This window comes from Rhodopseudomonas sp. BAL398, assembly GCF_033001325.1.
Taxonomy (GTDB): domain Bacteria; phylum Pseudomonadota; class Alphaproteobacteria; order Rhizobiales; family Xanthobacteraceae; genus JARJEH01.
Genome location: NZ_CP133111.1, coordinates 4,764,724 through 4,783,786, shown reverse-complemented (window position 1 = coordinate 4,783,786; position 19,063 = coordinate 4,764,724). Strand labels below are relative to the sequence as shown.

The 19,063-nt window shown below is 65.3% G+C and carries 17 protein-coding genes; 4 read left to right on the top strand and 13 right to left on the bottom strand.

What is annotated here, in order from left to right; all coding sequences use genetic code 11:
* Positions 1–604: 604 nt before the first annotated feature.
* Positions 605–1,030: a cupin domain-containing protein gene (locus tag RBJ75_RS22515; protein ID WP_044406358.1), complete on the bottom strand. Its 426-nt coding sequence runs from the start codon at positions 1,028–1,030 to the stop codon at positions 605–607.
* An 8-nt stretch (positions 1,031–1,038) separates the two neighbouring features.
* Positions 1,039–1,806: a hydroxyacylglutathione hydrolase gene (gene gloB, locus RBJ75_RS22510; RefSeq protein ID WP_044406330.1), complete on the bottom strand. Its 768-nt coding sequence runs from the start codon at positions 1,804–1,806 to the stop codon at positions 1,039–1,041.
* Positions 1,807–1,940: 134 nt separating this feature from the next.
* On the opposite strand from gloB, the gene RBJ75_RS22505 reads away from it, so the two are divergent.
* A complete protein-coding gene (locus RBJ75_RS22505) occupies positions 1,941–2,696 on the top strand; it encodes a class I SAM-dependent methyltransferase (RefSeq protein ID WP_044406333.1) in 756 nt (251 codons plus the stop codon).
* Between the two features lie 21 nt (positions 2,697–2,717).
* On the opposite strand, the gene RBJ75_RS22500 is transcribed toward RBJ75_RS22505, so the two are convergent.
* The 5 genes from RBJ75_RS22500 to RBJ75_RS22480 all read right to left on the bottom strand — a co-directional run bounded on the left by RBJ75_RS22500 (position 2,718) and on the right by RBJ75_RS22480 (position 9,801).
* A complete protein-coding gene (locus tag RBJ75_RS22500; RefSeq protein ID WP_044406336.1) occupies positions 2,718–3,521 on the bottom strand; it encodes a DUF4167 domain-containing protein in 804 nt (267 codons plus the stop codon).
* A gap of 451 nt (positions 3,522–3,972) precedes the next feature.
* Entirely contained in the window at positions 3,973–4,860 is an 888-nt protein-coding gene (prmC, locus tag RBJ75_RS22495; protein WP_044406339.1) for a peptide chain release factor N(5)-glutamine methyltransferase, read from the bottom strand.
* Positions 4,857–5,942 (bottom strand): peptide chain release factor 1, encoded by a 1,086-nt coding sequence (gene prfA, locus RBJ75_RS22490; protein WP_044406342.1) that lies wholly within the window; start codon positions 5,940–5,942, stop codon positions 4,857–4,859. The genes prmC and prfA overlap by 4 nt, the downstream gene beginning before the upstream one ends.
* A 49-nt stretch (positions 5,943–5,991) precedes the next feature.
* On the bottom strand, positions 5,992–8,259 hold the full coding sequence (gene ptsP, locus RBJ75_RS22485; RefSeq protein ID WP_044406345.1) for a phosphoenolpyruvate--protein phosphotransferase: 2,268 nt from the start codon (positions 8,257–8,259) through the stop codon (positions 5,992–5,994).
* A 288-nt stretch (positions 8,260–8,547) separates the two neighbouring features.
* A complete protein-coding gene (locus RBJ75_RS22480; RefSeq protein WP_044406349.1) occupies positions 8,548–9,801 on the bottom strand; it encodes an aspartate kinase in 1,254 nt (417 codons plus the stop codon).
* Positions 9,802–9,970: 169 nt separating this feature from the next.
* Here RBJ75_RS22480 and RBJ75_RS22475 point away from each other — a divergent pair, with 169 nt between their 5' ends.
* Complete coding sequence (locus RBJ75_RS22475; protein ID WP_044406352.1) at positions 9,971–10,438, top strand: PH domain-containing protein; 468 nt, start codon at positions 9,971–9,973, stop codon at positions 10,436–10,438.
* 16 nt (positions 10,439–10,454) lie between these two features.
* Entirely contained in the window at positions 10,455–11,216 is a 762-nt protein-coding gene (gene ubiG / locus RBJ75_RS22470; protein WP_044406355.1) for a bifunctional 2-polyprenyl-6-hydroxyphenol methylase/3-demethylubiquinol 3-O-methyltransferase UbiG, read from the top strand.
* Positions 11,217–11,541: 325 nt separating this feature from the next.
* Here the strand turns inward: ubiG and RBJ75_RS22465 are convergent, their stop codons facing one another.
* Complete coding sequence (locus RBJ75_RS22465; protein WP_234707417.1) at positions 11,542–14,325, bottom strand: EAL domain-containing protein; 2,784 nt, start codon at positions 14,323–14,325, stop codon at positions 11,542–11,544.
* A gap of 207 nt (positions 14,326–14,532) precedes the next feature.
* Positions 14,533–15,351 carry an MBL fold metallo-hydrolase gene (locus RBJ75_RS22460; RefSeq protein WP_044411531.1) on the bottom strand — a complete coding sequence of 273 codons (819 nt, stop codon included), beginning with the start codon at positions 15,349–15,351 and terminating at the stop codon, positions 14,533–14,535.
* A 174-nt stretch (positions 15,352–15,525) separates the two neighbouring features.
* Here RBJ75_RS22460 and RBJ75_RS22455 point away from each other — a divergent pair, with 174 nt between their 5' ends.
* Entirely contained in the window at positions 15,526–16,425 is a 900-nt protein-coding gene (locus RBJ75_RS22455; protein WP_044411528.1) for an EamA family transporter, read from the top strand.
* 194 nt (positions 16,426–16,619) lie between these two features.
* On the opposite strand, the gene RBJ75_RS22450 is transcribed toward RBJ75_RS22455, so the two are convergent.
* From RBJ75_RS22450 to grxC, 4 genes are all read right to left on the bottom strand, one after another.
* Positions 16,620–17,060: an EamA family transporter gene (locus tag RBJ75_RS22450; protein WP_044417252.1), complete on the bottom strand. Its 441-nt coding sequence runs from the start codon at positions 17,058–17,060 to the stop codon at positions 16,620–16,622.
* Positions 17,061–17,417: 357 nt separating this feature from the next.
* Positions 17,418–17,882, bottom strand: coding sequence for a DUF1178 family protein (locus RBJ75_RS22445; protein ID WP_044417250.1), 465 nt, complete (start codon positions 17,880–17,882; stop codon positions 17,418–17,420).
* The gene (locus RBJ75_RS22440; protein WP_044417248.1) at positions 17,879–18,757 is read right to left on the bottom strand and encodes a carbon-nitrogen hydrolase family protein; all 879 of its coding nucleotides are present in this window, start codon (positions 18,755–18,757) and stop codon (positions 17,879–17,881) included. Before RBJ75_RS22440 ends, RBJ75_RS22445 begins: the two co-directional genes overlap by 4 nt.
* Positions 18,754–19,029: a glutaredoxin 3 gene (gene grxC / locus RBJ75_RS22435; RefSeq protein WP_044417246.1), complete on the bottom strand. Its 276-nt coding sequence runs from the start codon at positions 19,027–19,029 to the stop codon at positions 18,754–18,756. The genes RBJ75_RS22440 and grxC overlap by 4 nt, the downstream gene beginning before the upstream one ends.
* Positions 19,030–19,063: the final 34 nt, after the last annotated feature.

Sequence of the window (19,063 nt, the reverse complement as noted above, 5' to 3'; positions counted from 1 at the left end):
GGGATCGTAAATCCCGCGATGGAGCGCCGCAAGGCGTGCGTGGTTCGGGTGTCGCCGTCGCTGACGTCACGCGGGCCGCGCCACTGAACAAAGGTTGCGCCTTGCGGCGCTCCGTCCCCCTCATCGCGAGGGGGAACTAACAGCTTCCCTCGCGCATGGCGCGCGAGAACGCTGGCGCGTGGCTGTTTGACATTTGCATCGGACGTTTGAGCACGCAGCGTCATCCGCCGACTCGCATCACCCGCGCGCGTCATTCCGGGGCGCGCGCAGCCTCAGCTGCGAGCGAACCCGGAATCTTGCGAAGGGGCGATGAGCGCTTGGCCGGGCCGCGAGATTCCGGGTTCGCTCTCATGGCGCTAGGACGCGCCATGAGAGCGCCCCGGAATGACCGGCTGATAGTGAGGGGCCTCAGAGTCTGACAAAAAAAGCGATCAACAGAATCAAGGCTTCAAGGTCGTCATTGCGAGGAGCACTTGCGACGAAGCAATCCAGTCCTTGCTTGGCGCCCCTGGATTGCTTCGCTTTCGGACGGCGCTACGCGCCGGCCTCGGCTCGCAATGACAAATCAAGCCTGATTTCAGTGGTTTCTTTTTCAGTCAGACTCTCAGGGGCTTGGCGCCCAGTCCTTCGGCGCCAACTCAAACGCCGCGAAATCGAAGCCCGGCGCCACGGTGCAGCCGACCAGGGTCCAGTCGCCGCTGCTGGTCGCGGCCTGCCAGGCGTGCGGCGGCACGATCGCTTGCGGCAATTCGCCGGCGGCCAGATCGGGGCCGAGCCGCAGCTCGCGCGGCCCGGCCTCGTCGGCGATCCGCAGCGCCAGCGCGGCGCCCGCGTAATAGTGCCAGATCTCGACCGCATCGATGCGGTGCCAATGCGAGCGCTCGCCTTTGGCCAGCAGGAAATAGATCGCCGTCGAGGCGCTGCGGCCATCGGCGTCGCGGCGGGCATCGCGAAAAGTCTCGCGAAAATGCCCGCCCTCGGGATGCGGTTGCAGCCCGAGTTGCGCGATCACCTCTGTGGCGGTCGGCATCGGCAGCCTCACGAGTGGTTCTTGCGCTCGCGCAGCTCGCCGAACACCTCGGCGGCGTCCTTGCCGGAAAGGCCGAGCGCGGCCGCGACCGATGGCACATCGGCGCGCAGGAACACATTGGCCCGCTTCTCGTCGCCCAGCATGGTCGGCACCGTCGGCTGCTCGGCCTGGCGTTGATCCTCGACCTGCCTGGCGCGGGCCAGCAGCGCCTCGTTGTTCGGCTCGATGGTGAGGGCGAATTTGACGTTGGCGACGGTGTATTCATGGCCGCAATACAGCCGGTAATCGTCCGGCAGCGCGCGCAGCTTCAGCAGCGAGTCCCACATCATCGGATAGCTGCCTTCGAACACCCGGCCGCAGCCGATCGAGAACAGGGTGTCGGCGGCGAACAGCGCGCAGGCCTCGTCGAACACATAGCTGACGTGATCGAGCGTGTGGCCGGGAGTTTCCAGCACCCGCGCCGACAGCGCGCCGATCTGCACAATGTCGCCCTCCTTCACCCGCAGATCGACCAGCGCGATCTTGGCCTTGGCGTCGTGCGGCGCAACGACGCGGCAATCGTATTTCTGTTTCAGTTCGGCGACGCCGCCGACATGATCGGCATGGTGGTGGGTCACCAGAATATCCGTCAGCGTCCAGCCTTCCTGCTCGAGCGCCGCGATGATCGGGCCGGCCTCGGGCGCGTCGATCGAGGCCGTGGCGCCGGTTTCGGTGTCATGGACCAGATAGCCGAAATTGTCGGACAGGCAGGTGAACAGGCGGATCTCGGCGGACATGGGCTCTCCATCGATCGGTATAGGCGGCGGTATCGGCGCGCTGTGCCTGCAATATGGGGTTAAGCCTAGCGCGGCAAGCGGCCTCAGTGCTTTGGCGGAACATCGGCCGGCATGATAGAATCGATTCCATGACAATGGATGTGACCGAACTGCGCGATTTCTATTCCAAACGCCTCGGTGTGGTGGCGCGGCGGATCATCAATCGCGGGATCGCGGCGCGCTGGCCCGATGCGCGCGGCCAGCGCGTGCTTGGGCTCGGCTATCCGACCCCCTATCTGGGCCTGTTCCGCGACAGCGAACGCTGCATCGCCTTCATGCCGGCGGCGCAAGGCGTGCTGAAATGGCCGACCGCGCGCCCGACGCTGTCGGCGCTGGTCGAGGAACGCACCTTCCCGCTGCCGGACGCCGCGGTCGACCGCATCGTGCTGGTGCATTCGCTGGAAATGTCGGACGATCCGGACGGGCTGTTGCGCGAGGTCTGGCGGGTGCTGGCGCCGTCGGGTCGGCTGTTGGCGATCGTTCCCAACCGCCGCGGCATCTGGGCCCGCACCGACAATACGCCGTTCGGCCATGGCCGGCCCTATTCGCGCTTGCAAATCGCGCAGCTGCTGCGGCGAACCTGGTTCACGCCGGCGGCCTGGGGCGAGGCGCTGTTCGTGCCGCCGATCGCGCAAGGCTGGCTGTTGCGCTCGGCGCCCGCATGGGAGCGGGTCGGCGGCGCGATGTCGCTGCCTTTCGCGGGCGTCCATATCGTCGAGGCGACCAAGCAGGTCTATCGGGCGATCCCGGTGCGCCGTGAGCGCACCAGGCTGATTCCGGCGCTCGACCCGGCACTGGTGCCGTCGCCGATGCAGACCGACGACGGCGATATCAACGGGCTGCCGCGCTGAGCGTCGCGGTCGGGAAAACCCTTACTCGTTGCCGGGATTGAAATCGTCGCTCGGCGCGGCCGGGGCCGGTGCGGCCACCCCATCCGGACGCGGCGCATGCGGCCGGCGACGGCGGCGCGGGGGAAAGCGTTCGCCACCACCCTCGAATGCCGCCGGGCTGATCTGCGGCTGCGGCCCGGTGATGAAGGACGGCAGCCGATCGACGCTATCGGTCACCGGGATCACCGGCTGCGGCTGCGGCTGAAATTGCGGTTGCGGTTGCGGCTGCGGCCGAGGTTCGCGATGTTCGCGCGGCTGGTGGTCGCGCGGCTCGCGCGGTTGATGCTCACGCTGCTCCCGCGGCTGCTGTTCGCGCGGCTCGCGCGGCTGATATTGCGGCTGCTCGCGCTGCGGTTCGCGCGCCACGAAGGGCTGCGGCGGCACCGGGACCAGGCCGGGCTCGGCGCCGAAATTCGAGTAGCTCTCGCTCTCGTCGTCGCCACTGCCATCGTCGGCCATTTCGTTTTCGCTGCGCTGCTGCGGCAGGTTCTGGCGAAACTGCTCCTGGGCCGCGGCGATCAGCCGAAAGTAGTGTTCGGCGTGCTGGTAGTAATTTTCCGCCGCGACCGGATCGCCGGAGCTGCGGGCGTCGCGAGCCAGCTGGACGTATTTCTCAGCGACGTGGGAGGCGGTGCCGCGGATCTTGATATCCGGTCCGTTCGATTCGAACACCCGTGTCATCGGGTTCTGGCCGCGCCGATTATTGTTGTTATTGTTGTTGTTATTGTTGCTGTTGTTGTTTCGGTTTCGCAGCCGCTTGTTGTTATTGTTCTGACCGTTTCTCATGACTTACCTTTTTACCAACCCCAGATTGCTATCGCATAGCCGTGCCCGACGCGCGACAGATCGCGCGCCTCCGAATCGTAAGCTCAACTCCGTACCGATGTGTCGCACGTCGCGTTCGACAAGACGCGTTCCCCAACCGCCAGCGAGCACTGTGCCGCGCTGGCCGGACCACCATCGAGTCCATCAAGACGGACTCAGATTCTCTCGCGTGAGTGCTTCAAGCGCAAATCGGGCTTTCGTTCGCTTCGCGGTCACCAGCGGCGCAGCTCTCTCAGCCATCGCGCGCGCTACAACCTGCCAGTTGGAACCTTTCAATCAGGGGTTTCTCGCTTGAGAACGCTGGTCTTAGCCCGCACTTTATGCGGGGCCAGCCACCCTGGACCAATGTCTTGGGCGGAACGTAGTCGCTCTGCGTCGATATTCCAAGCGATTTCTGCAGTCAATTCGAACATTACGGGGACGGTTTCCATCCGGTGACGGCCCGGAAAATGCCTGACAAATCGGGCCTGGGTGGCTCGACGACGGTCAACCCCGCGGCCGCCATCAGGGCGCCCACGTCCTGCCCCTGGCCCTGCCCGATCTCGACCACCAACGCGCCGCCGGGAGACAGCCGCCGCGCCGCCTCGGGAACGATCTGGCGATAGGCGTCCAGCCCGTCGGCGCCGCCATCGAGCGCGCGCAGCGGATCGTGGTCGCGAACCTCGGTGGCCAGCGAAGCGATCTCACGGCTGCTGATATAGGGCGGGTTGGAGACGATCAGATCGAAGCCGCCGGACAGCGCCGCGCAGAAATCGCAGGCGACGAAGCCGGCGCGGTTGGCCAAGCCGAGGCTTACGGCATTGGCCTGCGCGGTGCGCAGCGCCGAGAGGCTGATGTCGGTGCCGATGCCGAAGGCGGCCGGCCATTCGGTCAGCAGCGCCAGCAGGATCGCGCCGGAGCCGGTGCCGATATCGGCGAGCACGATCGGCCCGCCCGCCGGCCGGGCGCGCAACACGTCGAGCGCCGCCTCGACCACGGTCTCGGTATCGGGCCGCGGCACCAGCGTCTCGGCGGATAGGTGCAGCGGCAAGCCCCAGAACTCCCTGACCCCGAGGATCCGCGCCACCGGCTCGCCGGCCAGCCGTCGCTTCGCCAATGCCGCCAGCCGATCCGCTTCGTCGGGCGTCAGCACCCGCGCCGCGGCAACGATCAGCCCGGTGAGATCGAGCCCCAGCGCCGCGCCGACCAACAGCCGCGCATCGAGCTCGGCGGAGTCGATGTCATGGGTCTTGAAGCGCGCGGTCAAAGCGCGACGCGCGGTGTCGATCGTGGCGCCGGCGAAAAGCTCGCCAGCGTTCACGCCGCGTTGCCCTGGGCGGCGAGCTGCGCGGCCTGATGCTCGGTGGTCAGCGCGTCGACCAGCTCGCCCAGCGCCTCGCCGGCGATCACCTGCGGCAGCTTGTAGAGCGTCAGGTTGATGCGGTGATCGGTGACCCGGCCTTGCGGAAAATTATAGGTCCGGATCCGCTCAGAGCGGTCGCCGGTGCCGACCTTTTCCTTGCGTTCGGCGGAGCGCACCGAATCGATCCGCTGCTGCTCGGCGTCATAGATCCGCGAGCGCAGGATGTTCATCGCCGAGGCGCGGTTCTTGTGCTGCGAGCGGCTGTCCTGCATCATCACCTGCAGCCCGGTCGGGATATGGGTGATGCGGATCGCCGACTCGGTCTTGTTGACGTGCTGGCCGCCGGCGCCCTGCGCCCGCATCGTCTCGATCCGCAGATCGTCGGGCTTGATATCGACGTCGACCTCCTCGACCTCGGGCAACACCGCCACGGTGGCGGCCGAGGTATGGATGCGGCCCTGGGTCTCGGTGTCCGGCACCCGCTGCACCCGGTGCACGCCGGACTCGAATTTCAATTTGGCGAACGCGCCGCGGCCCTTCACCTCGGCGATGATTTCCTTGAAGCCGCCCATAGTGCCCTCGGAGGCCGAGATCACCTCGACGCTCCAGCCCTGCAAGGCAGCGAACTTCTCGTACATCCGGAACAGGTCGCCGGCGAACAGCGAGGCTTCGTCGCCGCCGGTGCCGGCGCGGATTTCCAGCACCACGTTGCGGTCGTCCATCGCGTCCTTCGGCAACAGCGCGACGCGGATTTCCTGCGCCAGCTCCTCGCAATGGGCGTCAAGCGCTTCGCGTTCGGCCTCCGCCATCGCCCGCATATCAGGTTCGGTGGCGGGGTCCTCGATCAACGAATCGATGTCGCCGAGTTCGTCGCGGACGGCGCGATAGGCCTTCACCGCCTCGACCAGCGAATTGAGCTCGGCGAGTTCGCGGCTCATCTTGACGAAATTTTCGGCGCTGACCTGGCCCTGCAATTGGGATTCCAGCGAGGCGTGATGGGCCAGCAGGACGTCGAGTTTGGTTTCAGGCAGTGTGGACATGAGGCGATCTCGAATCACGGAAGGGAGAGAGCGGGCGACGACAGCGTCGCTACAACGAAAGCCCCTCGGCCTCGGCGAATTCCGTCAGCGTCTTGCGGATCGAGACGCTGCCCGAGGGCGCGTCGAGCAGTTGCGCCATCAAATCCTCGGCCTTGCGGGCGTCGAGATCGAGCACCATCGCCTTGACCGGCCCGTGCGCGATCGCCGACAGCGACAGCGACCGGTAGCCGAGTCCGATCAGCGCCAGCGCGCCCAGCGGCTGCGACGCCATCTCGCCGCACAGCGACACCGAGCGCCGCGCCGCATCGGCCTTTTGCACGATGTCGCGCAGCGCCCGCAGGATCGGCGCCGACAGCGTGTCGAACCGGTCGGCCACCTTGGGGTTTCCGCGGTCGACCGCGAACAGGAACTGGAACAGATCGTTGGAGCCGACCGAGATGAAATCCACCTTCTTCAGCAGCTCGTCGAGCTGATACAGCAGCGCCGGCACTTCGAGCATGGTGCCGACATCGACGCGCTCCGGCAAAGTGTGGCCGTGCTGGCGCAGATAGGTCAGTTCGCGCTCGACGATGTTCTTGGCGGCGTCGAACTCGGCGACTTCCGAGATCATCGGAAACATGATGCGCAGCGCGCGGCCGCCGCCGGCGCGCAGCAGCGCACGGACCTGACTGCGCAGCAACCCCGGCCGGTCCAGCCCGAGCCGGATCGCGCGCCAGCCCAGCGCCGGGTTTTCCTCGACCACGGTCTCCATATAGGGCAGCGCCTTGTCGCCGCCGATATCGAGGGTGCGGAACGTCACCGGCTTCGATCCGGCGGCATCCAGCACCGCGCGATACAGCGCCAGCTGGTCGGAGGAGCGCGGCAGGCTCTGGCCGACCATGAATTGCAGCTCGGTGCGGAACAGGCCGATGCCGGAACTGCCGGTATCGTCGATATGCGGCAGGTCGATGATCAGGCCGGCATTGATCATCAGGTCGATCGGCCGGCCGTCGCGGGTGACGCAGGGCAGGTCGCGCAGCGCCGAATATTGCGCCTGACGCCGCGCCCGGAACCGGACCCGCTCGGCATAGGCGGCTTCGACCTCCGCCGAGGGGCGCACATAGATCGAGCCGGAGGTGGCGTCGACAATGATCGCGTCGCCCGGATCGGCAATGCCGACCGCATTCGGCACTTCGCCGATCGCCGCGATGCCGAGCGCGCGGGCCACGATCGAGACGTGGGAATTGGCGGTGCCTTCCTCCAGCACCAGCCCGCGCAGCCGCTTGCGATCGTAATCGAGCAGCGCCGCCGGCCCCATCGAGCGCGCGATCAGGATGGCGTTGTCGGGCAATTGCTCGCGCGACGGCGCGTGATTCTGCCCGACCAATTGCCGCATCAACCGATGGCCGAGATCCTCGAGGTCGTGCAGCCGGTCGCGCAGATAGGGATCGGTGGAGCGCAGCATCCGGGCGCGGGTGTCGGACTGCACGCGCTCGACTGCGGCTTCGGCGGTGAGGCCGGTGGCGACCGCCTCGTGCAGCTTGTGCGACCAGCCATGATCATTGGCGAACATCCGGTAGGCTTCGAGCACGTCGCGGTGCTCGCCGCTTTCGGCGACGTCGCCGCGCTCCAGCATGCGGTCGAGATCGGCGCGCAGCTTGGTCAGCGCGGCATCGAGCCGCTTGATTTCCTTCGGCAGGTCCTCGGCGATGTAATTGGTGATGACGACGCGCGGTTCGTGCAGCACCACATGGCCAAGCGCGATGCCGTCGGCCAGGATGGCGCCGGATTGGTGAATCGGATGTCGTGCCGCGGGCTCGGCGCCGGGCTGCGCCAGCGCCGACAATTCGCCGGAGGCGATCATCTCGGCGAGCACCATCGCGGTGGTCTGCAGCGCCTCGACCTCTTCCTCGACATAAGTGCGCTTGGCGCGATTCTGCACCACCAGCACGCCGAGCGTATTGCCGGCGCGCAGGATCGGCACGCCAAGGAAGGAATGATAGATTTCTTCGCCGGTCTCCGGGCGGAACGAGAACGCCGGATGGCTCTGGGCGTCCGACAGGTTCAGCGGCGTCGCCTCGCTGGCGACCAGGCCGACCAGGCCTTCATGCGCGGTCAGGACGGTGCTGTGCACCGCCTCGCGGTTGAGGCCCTCGGTGGCGTAGAGCTCGAGCGTATTGTCGACCCGCAGCACATAGGTCGAGCACACCTCCGCCACCATATTGGCGGCGATCAGCACCACGATCTTGTCGAGGCGCTCCTGGGCGGAGACCTGCTCCGCCATGGTTTCGCGGAGCCGTCTCAGCAAGACGCGGGGGCCTCCCGACGCGCTCCGCATGTGCCGACATCTCCCCTGCGAGGCCGGGCCCCTGATCTCCTGGCACCGGCGCTTAGCCTCAACAACGACTGATATGTCTTAGGCCGGATGGCCCGCCCGGCAAACAGCCGAATCACGATTCAGACGAGATCCGCACCAAGCCTGCACGCGCTTCGCCATGCGAAGCGTCAGCCCGGCGCATCTCGCCCTGAGGCCGTATAGCGAATTGGCGCTCGATTTGCCAAGCAAAACGCCTGCCAGCGGAACCTTCATCCCGCTGGCACAAGCCTGAAATGATTAGAAAATCTACTAGGATTGATCCAAACCGTACAATGTATGCAGCGTCCGGACCGCCAGCTCGGTAAAGGCGGCGTCGATCAGGACCGAAAACTTGATTTCCGAAGTGGTGATGGCCCGGATGTTGATTTTTCGGGCGGCCAGCGCCGCGAAGGCCTGGGCCGCGACGCCTGCATGGCTGCGCATGCCGGAACCGATCACCGACACTTTGGCGACATCGGTCTCGCTGTCGAACCGGGAATAGCCGATCTTGTCCTGAGCGCCCGTGATGGTCGCCTTGGCGCGGGCGAAGTCCGACGCCGGCACCGTGAAGGTCAGATCGGTGGTCTTGCCGTCTTCGGAGACGTTCTGGACGATCATGTCGACATTGATGTTGGCCTCGGCCAGCGGCCCGAAGATCGAGGCCGCGACGCCCGGCTTGTCCTCGATCCGGCGTACCGAGATCTGGGCTTCGTCCTTCGAGAAGGCGATGCCGGTGACGACGTGGTTTTCCATGACTTCCTCCTCGCTGCAGATCAGCGTGCCGGGCGGTGTGCCGAAGGGATCGATATCCTCGGGCTTGTCGAAACTGGAGCGGACGAATACCGGCATGTTGTACACCATGCCGAGCTCGACCGAACGGACCTGCAGCACCTTGGCGCCCTGCGACGCCAGTTCCAGCATTTCCTCGAACGAGATCCTGTCGAGCCGGCGCGCCTTCGGCACCACTCGCGGGTCGGTGGTGTAGACGCCGTCGACGTCGGTGTAGATGTCGCAGCGGTCGGCCTTCAGCGCCGCAGCAATCGCCACCGCCGAGGTGTCGGAGCCGCCGCGGCCGAGCGTGGTGATCCGGCCGGTCTCCGGGTTGATGCCCTGGAAGCCGGCGATCACCGCGACCTCCTTGCGCTCGGCAAAGCGCTTGACGATCTCGCTGCCGTCGATTTCGAGAATTCGCGCCGAAGCGTGGGCGTCGCTGGTCCGGATCGGGATCTGCCAGCCCTGCCAGGACCGCGCCGGAACGCCGAGCGATTGCAGCGCAATCGCAAGAAGCCCGGAGGTGACCTGCTCGCCCGACGCCACCACGGCGTCGTATTCGCGCGCGTCATGCAGCGGCGAGGCGTCGCGGCACCATTCGACCAATTCGTTGGTCTTGCCGGACATCGCCGACACCACCACGGCCACGTCGTGGCCGGCATCGACCTCGCGCTTCACATGCCGCGCGACGTTGCGGATGCGCTCGATATTGGCGACGGACGTGCCGCCGAATTTCATCACCAGCCGACCCATGACGAATAGTGCAATCCCTGAACACAACGAGTAATGATATCGTGCAATCCGCGGACCGCGGACACCGTTGGCGCGTATACATTGCGGCGCGGTTGCGGGCAAGCAACCGGGCTGGCTTAACGCAGCCGATGCGGCGGCATACGACCGAATATGAGGCAATCGAGGCTGTATGGGGCGCTATATCGACGACATCCTGCAACCGGGGGAGAAGGTGCTGTATTCGACCAATGCGCATTGGATTTTCTATCTCCCGGCAATGGTGCTGTGGGCCGTCGCCGCCGGCTTGTTGGTGCTGGGGCGCATGACCGCCAATGATTCCGTACAACAGGTCTGCCTGGTGGCCGCCGCGCTGGCCGCCGTGATGGCGCTGTACTGGACGCTGAAAGCCTGGTTCCACCGCTGGACCACCGAGACCGACGTCACGACATTGCGGGTGGTGCACAAGACCGGCTTTATCCGACGCCGGACTTTCGAAATGAGCCTCGACAAGGTCGAGAGCGTCGATGTGAACCAGAGCATCCTCGGCCGCATTCTCAATTACGGCGACGTGAAAATTCTCGGCGTCGGCGAGGGCAAGGAAACCATCAGCACCATCGCCTCGCCGCTTTCGTTTCGAAATTCAATCACCGCGCGATAGGAGCACGGCGCAGCACATGTCAACCCAATCGAACCCCTCCGGCGAACCGGCCTCCACCGTCGATCCCGCCGAAATCGCCAAATTCTCCCGGCTGTCGGCCGAATGGTGGGATCCGACGGGCAAGATGGCGCCGCTGCACAAGATCAATCCGCTGCGGCTGAGCTATATCCGCGACGCCGCCTGCCGCAAATTCGAACGCAACGCCAAGAGCCTGAGCTGCCTGTCTGGGCTGCGCATAATCGACATCGGCTGCGGCGCCGGATTGCTATGCGAGCCGCTCACACGGCTCGGCGCCCAGGTCGTCGGGGTCGACCCGTCCGCCAGCAATATTGCCGCCGCCAAGCTGCACGCCGACAAGTCGCAATTGGCGATCGACTATCGCAACACCACCATCGAGCAGATCGACCCGCGCGAGCGCTTCGATATCGTGCTGGCGATGGAGGTGATCGAACACGTCACCGACGTCGGCGTGTTCCTCGGCCGCTGCGCCACGATGATGAAGCCCGGCGGGCTGATGGTGGTCTCGACCCTGAACCGGAACTGGAAGAGTTTCGCGCTGGCCATCGTCGGCGCCGAATATGTGATGCGCTGGCTGCCGCGCGGCACTCATCAATGGGACAAATTCGTCACCCCGGCCGAACTCGCCCGCCATCTGCAGAACCACAAGCTGGCGATCACCGAGCAGGCCGGCGTGGTCTATAACCCGCTCGGCGACCGCTGGAGCATCTCGTCCGACATGGATGTGAACTACATGGTGGTCGCCGAGGGCGCCGGCTAATAGCAACAGTCCTTGCCTTTCGTTCGTCTAGCCCGGCCTCGTGCCGGGCATGACCAGATTGATGAGTCAACGGCAAAATCCGTTGGCATAAGACCGGCAAGGCCCGCGGATTCGCGTCAAACTATGACGACCGTCATTCCGGGGCGCGAGCAGCTTTGCTGCGAGCGAACCCGGAATCTCGCTCGGTTCACTGCCATCCTCACGTATCGGATTCGCTCATCCCTTTGGCTCCCGCGCCGGAATGACCGCGCCTGATGATCGATGAGACAACTCAACTCGCCTGACGGCTGCCCTATGAGAAACCATCGCCCCTCGAGCCGCGGCGCTATGCCCGGCCGGCCGCAGCTTGACCGCGCCGCGCAAAGAGCTTGGCGATGGCCGCGGCGGGCACCGCCGGGCTGAATAGATAGCCCTGCATTTCGGTGCAACCGAGCTTGCGCAGCTCGATGCGCTGCTGCTCGGTCTCGACGCCCTCGGCGACCGTCGTCATGTTGCGCGCGGTGGCGATGTTGACGACGGCCTGCACGATGCAGGACGAGCCGCCGGCCTCGGTGATATCGGTGACGAAACAGCGGTCGATCTTGATCTTGTCGAACGGAAAGCGCTGCAGATAGCTGAGCGAGGAATAGCCGGTGCCGAAATCGTCGAGCGCGATGCGGACGCCCAATGCGCGCAGCTGATGCAGCATTTCGAGCGCGACCTCGTCGTCGCGAATCAGCACCGCCTCGGTGATTTCCAACTCCAGCCGTCGCGGCGGAAGGCCGGAATTGGCGAGCGCGACGGCGACCTTCAATGCAAAGGCCTGATTGCGAAACTGCACCGGCGAAACATTGACCGCGACCCTGACGTCGTCCGGCCAGGTGGCGGCTTTGGTACAGGCCTCGGTCAGCACCCATTCGCCGAGCGGATTGATCAGCCCGGTCTCCTCGGCGACCGGGATAAAGTCGGCCGGCGAAATCGGCCCGCGCTGCGGATGATTCCAACGCAGCAGCGCCTCGCAGCCGCTGACCTCGTTGCTCCCCAGATCGACCAGCGGCTGGTATTGAATCTCCAGGCCGCCATCGGCGATCGCCGTGCGCAAATCCATCTCCAACGCGCGCTGCGCCTTGGCGCGGGCCTCCATCGCGGTCTCGAAGAAACGGTAGGTGCGCCGACCATCGGCCTTGGCCGCATACATCGCCAGGTCGGCGTTCTTCAGCAATTGATCGATGTCCATGCCATCGTGCGGCGCTACCGCGATTCCGATGCTGGCGTCGGTGGTGACCAGGTGGCCGGTGCATTCGAACGGCTCGCGGATGGTCTGGTAGATTTGCCCGACAAGATCCGTCGTGTCGGCGCGGTGGTGCGCACCGGTCTGGATGATGGCGAATTCGTCGCCACCGATTCGCGCGGCGAAATCCGCCGCGCCGAGACAATTGCGCAACCGGCCGGCCACCGCCTTCAGCAATTCATCGCCGATCGGATGCCCGAGCGAGTCGTTGATCGTCTTGAACTGATCGATGTCGATATAGAGCACGGCCAGTTCGGCGCCAGGCTCCATCGCCTGCAGCGCGATATCGAGCCGCTCGCGAAACAGCGTCCGGTTCGGCAGGTCGGTCAGCGCATCATAATGCGCCATGTGGATGATCCGCTCTTCGTCGGCCCGGCGCTGGGTGATGTCCTCCATGGTCGTCATCCAACCGCCGCCCGGCAGCGGCTGGTTGAGAATCTGGATCAAGCGCCCGTCGCTGTCCTCGAGGTTGACTCGGCTCACTTTGCCCAGCGCGACCTTGCGCCGGATCGAGTCACAATAATCGTCGACGTCGCCCGTCAACGATCCGACCGCCTTGCGATGCGCGATCAGCTCGCGGAAGCTGCAGCCCGGCTTCACGACGTCCGGCGACAGCCCGAACATCTCGATATAGCGCTGATTGACCACGGCGAGCCGCTCCTCGCCGTCGAACAGCAGCAAGCCCTGAATGATGTTGCTCACGGCGTGGTCGAGCCGCTGCTTTTCCTGAGCCTCCAACTCCTTGGCGTGACGCAGCTTCCGATTGAGGTCCTCGATGTCGTGGCGCTGGGATTGGAGCGACGCCGCCGTGCCATTGAGCACGGTCATCAGATGACCTAGTTCTCCGCCCGGATAAGGCGGCGAGATCCGCGCGCCGAGCTCACCGGCGCCAAGCCGTTCGGCCATCGTCGACACTCGGCCGATCTGAAAACGGATACCGCGATCGGCGAGCAGCCAGGCCCCGCCGCACAATAAGATCGACAGACCAACCAGAACCGACACCTCCTCGGCGAAGCGCCGGTTGGCGTCCGCGGCCAGCTCCGACTTGGCCCAGCCGGCCAGGATATGCACACCGTTGCGGCCGGCCTTGGCGGCGTGCGCCACCGCCCAGACCTCGGTGTCACCAGCGGCGTCGATCAGCTCCGTGGTGCCGCGATCCGTGCCGGCGGCGAACCGCAACAGCGCCATATTGGCCAGGCTGTCTTGCTGCCGAACTCGGGATTGCGGCGATGTAACGCCGAATACTCTGCCGTTGTCGTCGGCAAGCACGACATCGACGTTGCCCGGAATATGCACCGCCTGCGCTGCCATGAATTTATCGAGGTCGAGCGCCGCCACCAGGACGAACCGCAGCTGCCCCAGCGCGTTGCGTGCCGGATAGGCGATTTGCAACACCGGCGCGCCGGTGAGACGACCCAACGCCGGCTCCACGATGACGGCATCGGTCGTCTCGAGCGCGCGCTTGAAGTAGCTGCGATCGCTTAGATCCAGCACTCGCCCGCTCTGCAGCGAGTCGCAGAACAGCTTGCCGTCGGGGTCGACCGTCAAAATTTCAGTGAATTGCGGGTTCTTCGCCAGCACGTCGGACAAGAATGCGGAGCATGCGGCCTTGTCACTGAAGGCCAGATCGCGGGCCTCCGCCAGGCCGAAATGCAATTGGCTGGTGCCTTGGATCCTGGCGTCGAGATTCACCGCGACGTTGCCCGCCAACCGAGCCAGACTACCCACCGCGAGTTCGATCGCCCTGCCGCGGTCCTGAAAATATTGCCAGCCGAGGAACAAGGCGGGCAACAGCGCCGACCCTAACACCAGCAACGATAGGCGAAGACGGATACTCACCAATTAATCTCGCATCGGGCAGGACGCGCCAGCCAGAACAATATTGCCGCATCCCTGATGCCGCGCGGCGAACATAATCCTTAACAACTTCCGGAACGTTAACCTCGCACCTCAGTAAATATACGTAGTTTGGCCGATGGGATCGCAACAATCTCGACCGTGTGAGCCGGGCGTCAGACGCCGGCTATACGGCGCTGCTACGCGGATTCACACGCCGTCGAGAATGATCACCGTCGGCGTGCGCGGCAGCGTGCCCAACGAGATCGTCAAGGCGCGATCGGGGCGGACGTCGATCGCAAAGTCCCGGCCGATCCGGCGCATGAAGTCGTCGAGCGGCGTCATGAAGCGATGCATCGGCAGCACCACCGAGGCGCGCAGCCGCTTGGTGATCTCGGATACGCCGTCCAACGACATCGTGTAGCTGCCGTCGATCGGCACCATCAGGATATCGAGCCTGCCGATCGCGGCGAAATGGCTGTCGTCGAGTTTATGATGCAGATGGCCGAGATGGCCGATGCACAGCCCGGCGACCTCGAAGATGAAGATCGAATTGCCGTCCTTGATCAGCGCGTCGGCGCCGTCGGCGCTCATATAGGGGCGGATGTCGGTGGTGACGTTGCGGATCAGCACGTCGCCGATCCGCTCCTTGATCCGCGCCGGCCGACCGTCGTCGCCCCAGCCGCGCAGCACATGGGCGATGCCCGGATCAGGAAACAGCGTGTAGTGCGAGCTGTGGGCGCGGTTCATGGTGACCACGTCAGGCAGTCGGCCGAGATCGTAGTGGCCGTTATAGTCGGTGGCGATCCGGATCCCGCCCGGGGTGTCGATCAGATAGGTCGCATGCCCCGCATAGGTGATGGTGACCTCGTCGGGTTTGGCGGCGGTGCGGCGCAGCGCCACCGGGATGGCGCGCGGCGGCGCCTGGGCCATCGCCAGGCACTGGCTGCCGACCGCGGCATCCTGCGCCGCGGCCGACCCGATCAGCGCGCCCAAAACGGCTATGACGGCGGTGACGTATCGCAGCATGGCAGCCCGTCTCCGGTTGACCAGGGCGAACTCTAGCGCCTAATCCGGCGCCCGTCATCGCGGCAAAGCGCGCGGCCGGGGCCCGCAATCCTGTCATGACGCGGCTTTGGTTGACCGCGGCCGTCGCGGCGGTCACGGTGCCGCGCGCTTTCCCCTGCCGGTTCATCCTCACCCATGTACAGCATCGCTTCGCTCTGGATTCCCTTCACCATCGTCGCCGCGCTGGGCCAGGTCGCCCGCAACGCGATGCAGCGACAGCTGACCAGGCCGCTCGGCACCTGGGGCGCCACCAATATCCGCTTTCTGTTCGGCTTTCCGTTCTCGATCGTGTTTTTCGCCGTGGTGATCGTCGCCACCGGCGACGCGCTGCCGACGCCGCCTGTGGCGTTCTGGCCATGGCTGCTGCTCGGCGCGCTGTCGCAGATCCTCGCCACCGGGCTGATGCTGGCGGCGATGAACGACCGCTCCTTCGTGGTGACCACGGCCTATCTCAAGACCGAGGCGATCCAGACCGCGATCTTCGGCTTCGTGTTTCTCGGCGACCACCTCACCGCGCTGAAGGTGGTGGCGATCCTGATCGCCACCTTCGGCGTCGTCGTCACCGCGCTGCGGCCGGGCGCCGAAAAGGGTTTCGTCAGCCTGAAGCCGACTTTGCTCGGCCTGTTCGCCGCCGCCGCCTTCGCGCTGTCGGCGGTCGGGTTCCGCGGCGCCATCATCGTGGTGCCGGGAGTCAGCTTCGTTACCGCGGCGTCCTTCACCCTGGTCCTCGCCCTGTTCGTCCAGACCCTGGTGCTGACGATCTATCTGTTGGCGCGGGCGCCGCAGGTGCTGCGCGGCATCCTGGCGCTGTGGAAACCGTCGATGCTGGCCGGCTTCGTCGGCGCCCTCGCCTCGCAATTCTGGTTTCTCGCCTTCGCGCTGACCGCCGCCGCCAATGTCCGCACCTTGGCGCTGGTCGAGGTGCTGTTCGCCCAGGGCGTGGCGTATTATTCGTTCAAGCAGCCGCTATCGACACGCGAGTTGAGCGGCATTGCGCTGATCATCGTGGGCGTGGCGCTGCTGGTCGCGGTGTAGGATCCGTTTGGATCGTAGCGTTGCCTCATCGGCAGCGCGCTCCCTCTCCCATGGGGAGAGGGTTGGGGTGAGGGGGTTATACCTATCGATAAGTTGTAACCCCTCACCCGGATTGCTTCGCAATCCGACCTCTCCCATGGGAGAGGTGAAGCAGAGCGCGGCGCTGATTCCTGCGGGATCAAGCAGATGCCGAATTATTTCTTCCACACGATCAGCACCGCGCCGGCGGCGATCAGCGCGATGCCGAGCCAGCCATTGAGCGAGGGTCGTTCACCGAGAAACACCACGGCGAACAGCGCCACGAACACCACGCTCAATTTGTCGATCGGCGCCACCAGCGTCGCCGGGCCGAGTTTCAGGGCGCGGAAATAGCACAGCCATGATGCCCCGGTGCCGAGCCCGGAGAGCACCAGAAACACCCAGCTCCGGGTCGAGATCGGGCCCGGCGCGGCGAACTGGCCGGTGGCGAACAGCACCGCCGACAACGCCATCAGCACCACGATGGTCCGGATCAAGGTCGCCAGATCCGAATTGATATCGGCGACCCCGACCTTGGCGAAGATCGCCGTCATTGCTGCGAACACCGCCGACAGCAGCGCCCAGACCTGCCAGGGCCACAGCGTTTCGGGGGTCATGGCTGAATGCCCTTGCGACAAACAACGACCTCATCCTGAGAGCCTGACTGAAAAAGGCCTCCATAAATCAAGGCCGATTCGTCATTGCGAGCCGAGGCCGGCGCGGTGCGCCGTCCGAAGGCGAAACAATCCAGGAGCGCCAAGCAAGGACTGGATTGCTTCGCCGCAACAGCTCCTCGCAATGACGGCCTTAAAGGCCTCGCTGTGTTGATCGGTTTGTGAGTCAGACTCTGAAGAGCCGCGCGTCTTGGCGCGGCGTCCCGAAGGAAGATGCGTGCCGGCCTCATGGTTCGAGATACCCGCGACCGCGCGGGCTCCTCACCATGAGGGGCGACATCCGCGTCCGAGGCAGACCCATCAATTGCGGTCTTCCGGCAGCACCGGCAGCGGCGCCACTTCGACGCCTTCATCGATCAGCGCGCGCGCCTCGGCCGGGCTGGCCTCGCCATAGATCGGCCGATGCTCGATGTCGCCGTAATGCATCTTGCGGGCTTCATTGGGAAATTTTTCGCCGACATTGTCGGCGTTCTTGACGATGTGGTCGCGCAGCTCTTTCAGCTTGCTGCGCAATTCGCGCTCCTGCGCCATCAGCAGCGGCATCGACGGCTCGGCGCCCTCGCCGGTCGCGGCCGGCGCCGAGGCGGCCGCCTTGCCCTTCTTGCGCGCGATCTGCGGCGCCATGATCGCCTTTTCGACCTTGGCCGAGCCGCATTGCGGACAGTTCACCAGCTTGCGCCGCACCTGCGAATCGCACGCCGCGGAGCTTTGAAACCAGCTCTCGAAGCCATGACCGCGGTCGCAGCGCAGGGTGTAACGGATCATACCGGGCTCCGCACCAGATGCAGATGCTCCGGACCGGCCTTGGGATCGGCGACGCCGAACCGCCGGCCATGCTGCAGCGACGGAATTTTCCCGCGCACCTTGGCGACCTGCGCGGGATCGATCCTGGCTATGATGAAGCCGGGCTCGGTGCCGGCCTCGGCCAGCACCACGCCCCACGGATCGATGATCAGCGAATGGCCGAAGGTCTCGCGCTTGCTCTCATGCAGCCCGCCCTGCGCCGCCGCAAAGACGAAGCAGCCGTTTTCGATGGCGCGGGCGCGCAGCAGCGGGTGCCAATGCGCCTCGCCGGTGACCTTGGTGAAGGCGGCCGGCACGGTGAGAAACGACGCGCCGCTTTCGGCCAGCGCGCGGTACAGCGCCGGAAACCTCAGGTCATAGCAGATCGTCAAGCCGATCCGGCCCCATGGCAGGTCGGAGATCACCGCGGTTTCGCCGGGCTGGTAGTTGGCGGATTCGCGGTAGCTCTCGCCATTGTCCAGATCGATATCGAACATATGGATCTTGTCATAGCTGGCGAGAATCTGGCCATCCGGGTCGAGCAGGAACGAGCGGTTCGCGGCGCGATCTGGGGTCGCCAGCAGCGCCAGCGAGCCGATGTGGAGGTGGATCTTCAATTCGCGCGCCAATTCGCGATAGGCCTTGAGCGACTTATCGTCGGCCTCGGCGGCGAGCAGTCCGAACAGCGCCTTGCGATTTTCCTGCATCATGTTGCTCACCTCGGGGGTGAGCACATAATCGGCGCCGGCCGCGGCCGCCTCGCGGATCAGCTGGGTGGCCTGATCCAGGCTGGATTCGGGTGATAGTCCGGTGCGCAGCTGCACCATCGCGGCGTTGAAGGACAGGTCATCGCTCATGAGGTGGCCTTTTCATCCGCAAGCAGCGCATCGAGCTTGCCGGCGCGGTCCAGTTCATAAAGTTCGTCACAGCCGCCGACATGCAGCGCGCCGATGAAGATCTGCGGATAGGTCGCGCCGGGCCCGACCCGCGCCGCCATCTGCTCGCGCAACGCCGGGTCGGTCGCGACATTGAGCTCGGTGAACGCGGCTTTCTTGCGAGAAAGCAGCGACTTGGCGGCGCTGCAATAGCCGCAGCCGGGGCGCGTGAAAATCTCGATCGCAACGGGCATAGGCGGCCTCTGGTGAGAACAAGGAATGAACGGA

Excerpts from the sequence above, each read along its gene's own strand:
- RBJ75_RS22505 (WP_044406333.1), top strand. The coding sequence starts at position 1,941 with ATGGATGTGACCGAACTGCGCGATTTCTATTCCAAACGCCTCGGTGTG.
- RBJ75_RS22500 (WP_044406336.1), bottom strand. The coding sequence starts at position 3,521 with ATGAGAAACGGTCAGAACAATAACAACAAGCGGCTGCGAAACCGAAAC.
- ubiG (WP_044406355.1), top strand. The coding sequence starts at position 10,455 with ATGTCAACCCAATCGAACCCCTCCGGCGAACCGGCCTCCACCGTCGAT.
- RBJ75_RS22515 (WP_044406358.1), bottom strand. The coding sequence starts at position 1,030 with ATGCCGACCGCCACAGAGGTGATCGCGCAACTCGGGCTGCAACCGCAT.
- RBJ75_RS22445 (WP_044417250.1), bottom strand. The coding sequence starts at position 17,882 with ATGATCCGTTACACCCTGCGCTGCGACCGCGGTCATGGCTTCGAGAGC.
- RBJ75_RS22475 (WP_044406352.1), top strand. The coding sequence starts at position 9,971 with ATGGGGCGCTATATCGACGACATCCTGCAACCGGGGGAGAAGGTGCTG.
- RBJ75_RS22480 (WP_044406349.1), bottom strand. The coding sequence starts at position 9,801 with ATGGGTCGGCTGGTGATGAAATTCGGCGGCACGTCCGTCGCCAATATC.
- grxC (WP_044417246.1), bottom strand. The coding sequence starts at position 19,029 with ATGCCCGTTGCGATCGAGATTTTCACGCGCCCCGGCTGCGGCTATTGC.
- RBJ75_RS22455 (WP_044411528.1), top strand. The coding sequence starts at position 15,526 with ATGTACAGCATCGCTTCGCTCTGGATTCCCTTCACCATCGTCGCCGCG.
- gloB (WP_044406330.1), bottom strand. The coding sequence starts at position 1,806 with ATGTCCGCCGAGATCCGCCTGTTCACCTGCCTGTCCGACAATTTCGGC.
- RBJ75_RS22450 (WP_044417252.1), bottom strand. The coding sequence starts at position 17,060 with ATGACCCCCGAAACGCTGTGGCCCTGGCAGGTCTGGGCGCTGCTGTCG.
- RBJ75_RS22460 (WP_044411531.1), bottom strand. The coding sequence starts at position 15,351 with ATGCTGCGATACGTCACCGCCGTCATAGCCGTTTTGGGCGCGCTGATC.
- prfA (WP_044406342.1), bottom strand. The coding sequence starts at position 5,942 with ATGTCCACACTGCCTGAAACCAAACTCGACGTCCTGCTGGCCCATCAC.
- RBJ75_RS22440 (WP_044417248.1), bottom strand. The coding sequence starts at position 18,757 with ATGAGCGATGACCTGTCCTTCAACGCCGCGATGGTGCAGCTGCGCACC.
- ptsP (WP_044406345.1), bottom strand. The coding sequence starts at position 8,259 with ATGCGGAGCGCGTCGGGAGGCCCCCGCGTCTTGCTGAGACGGCTCCGC.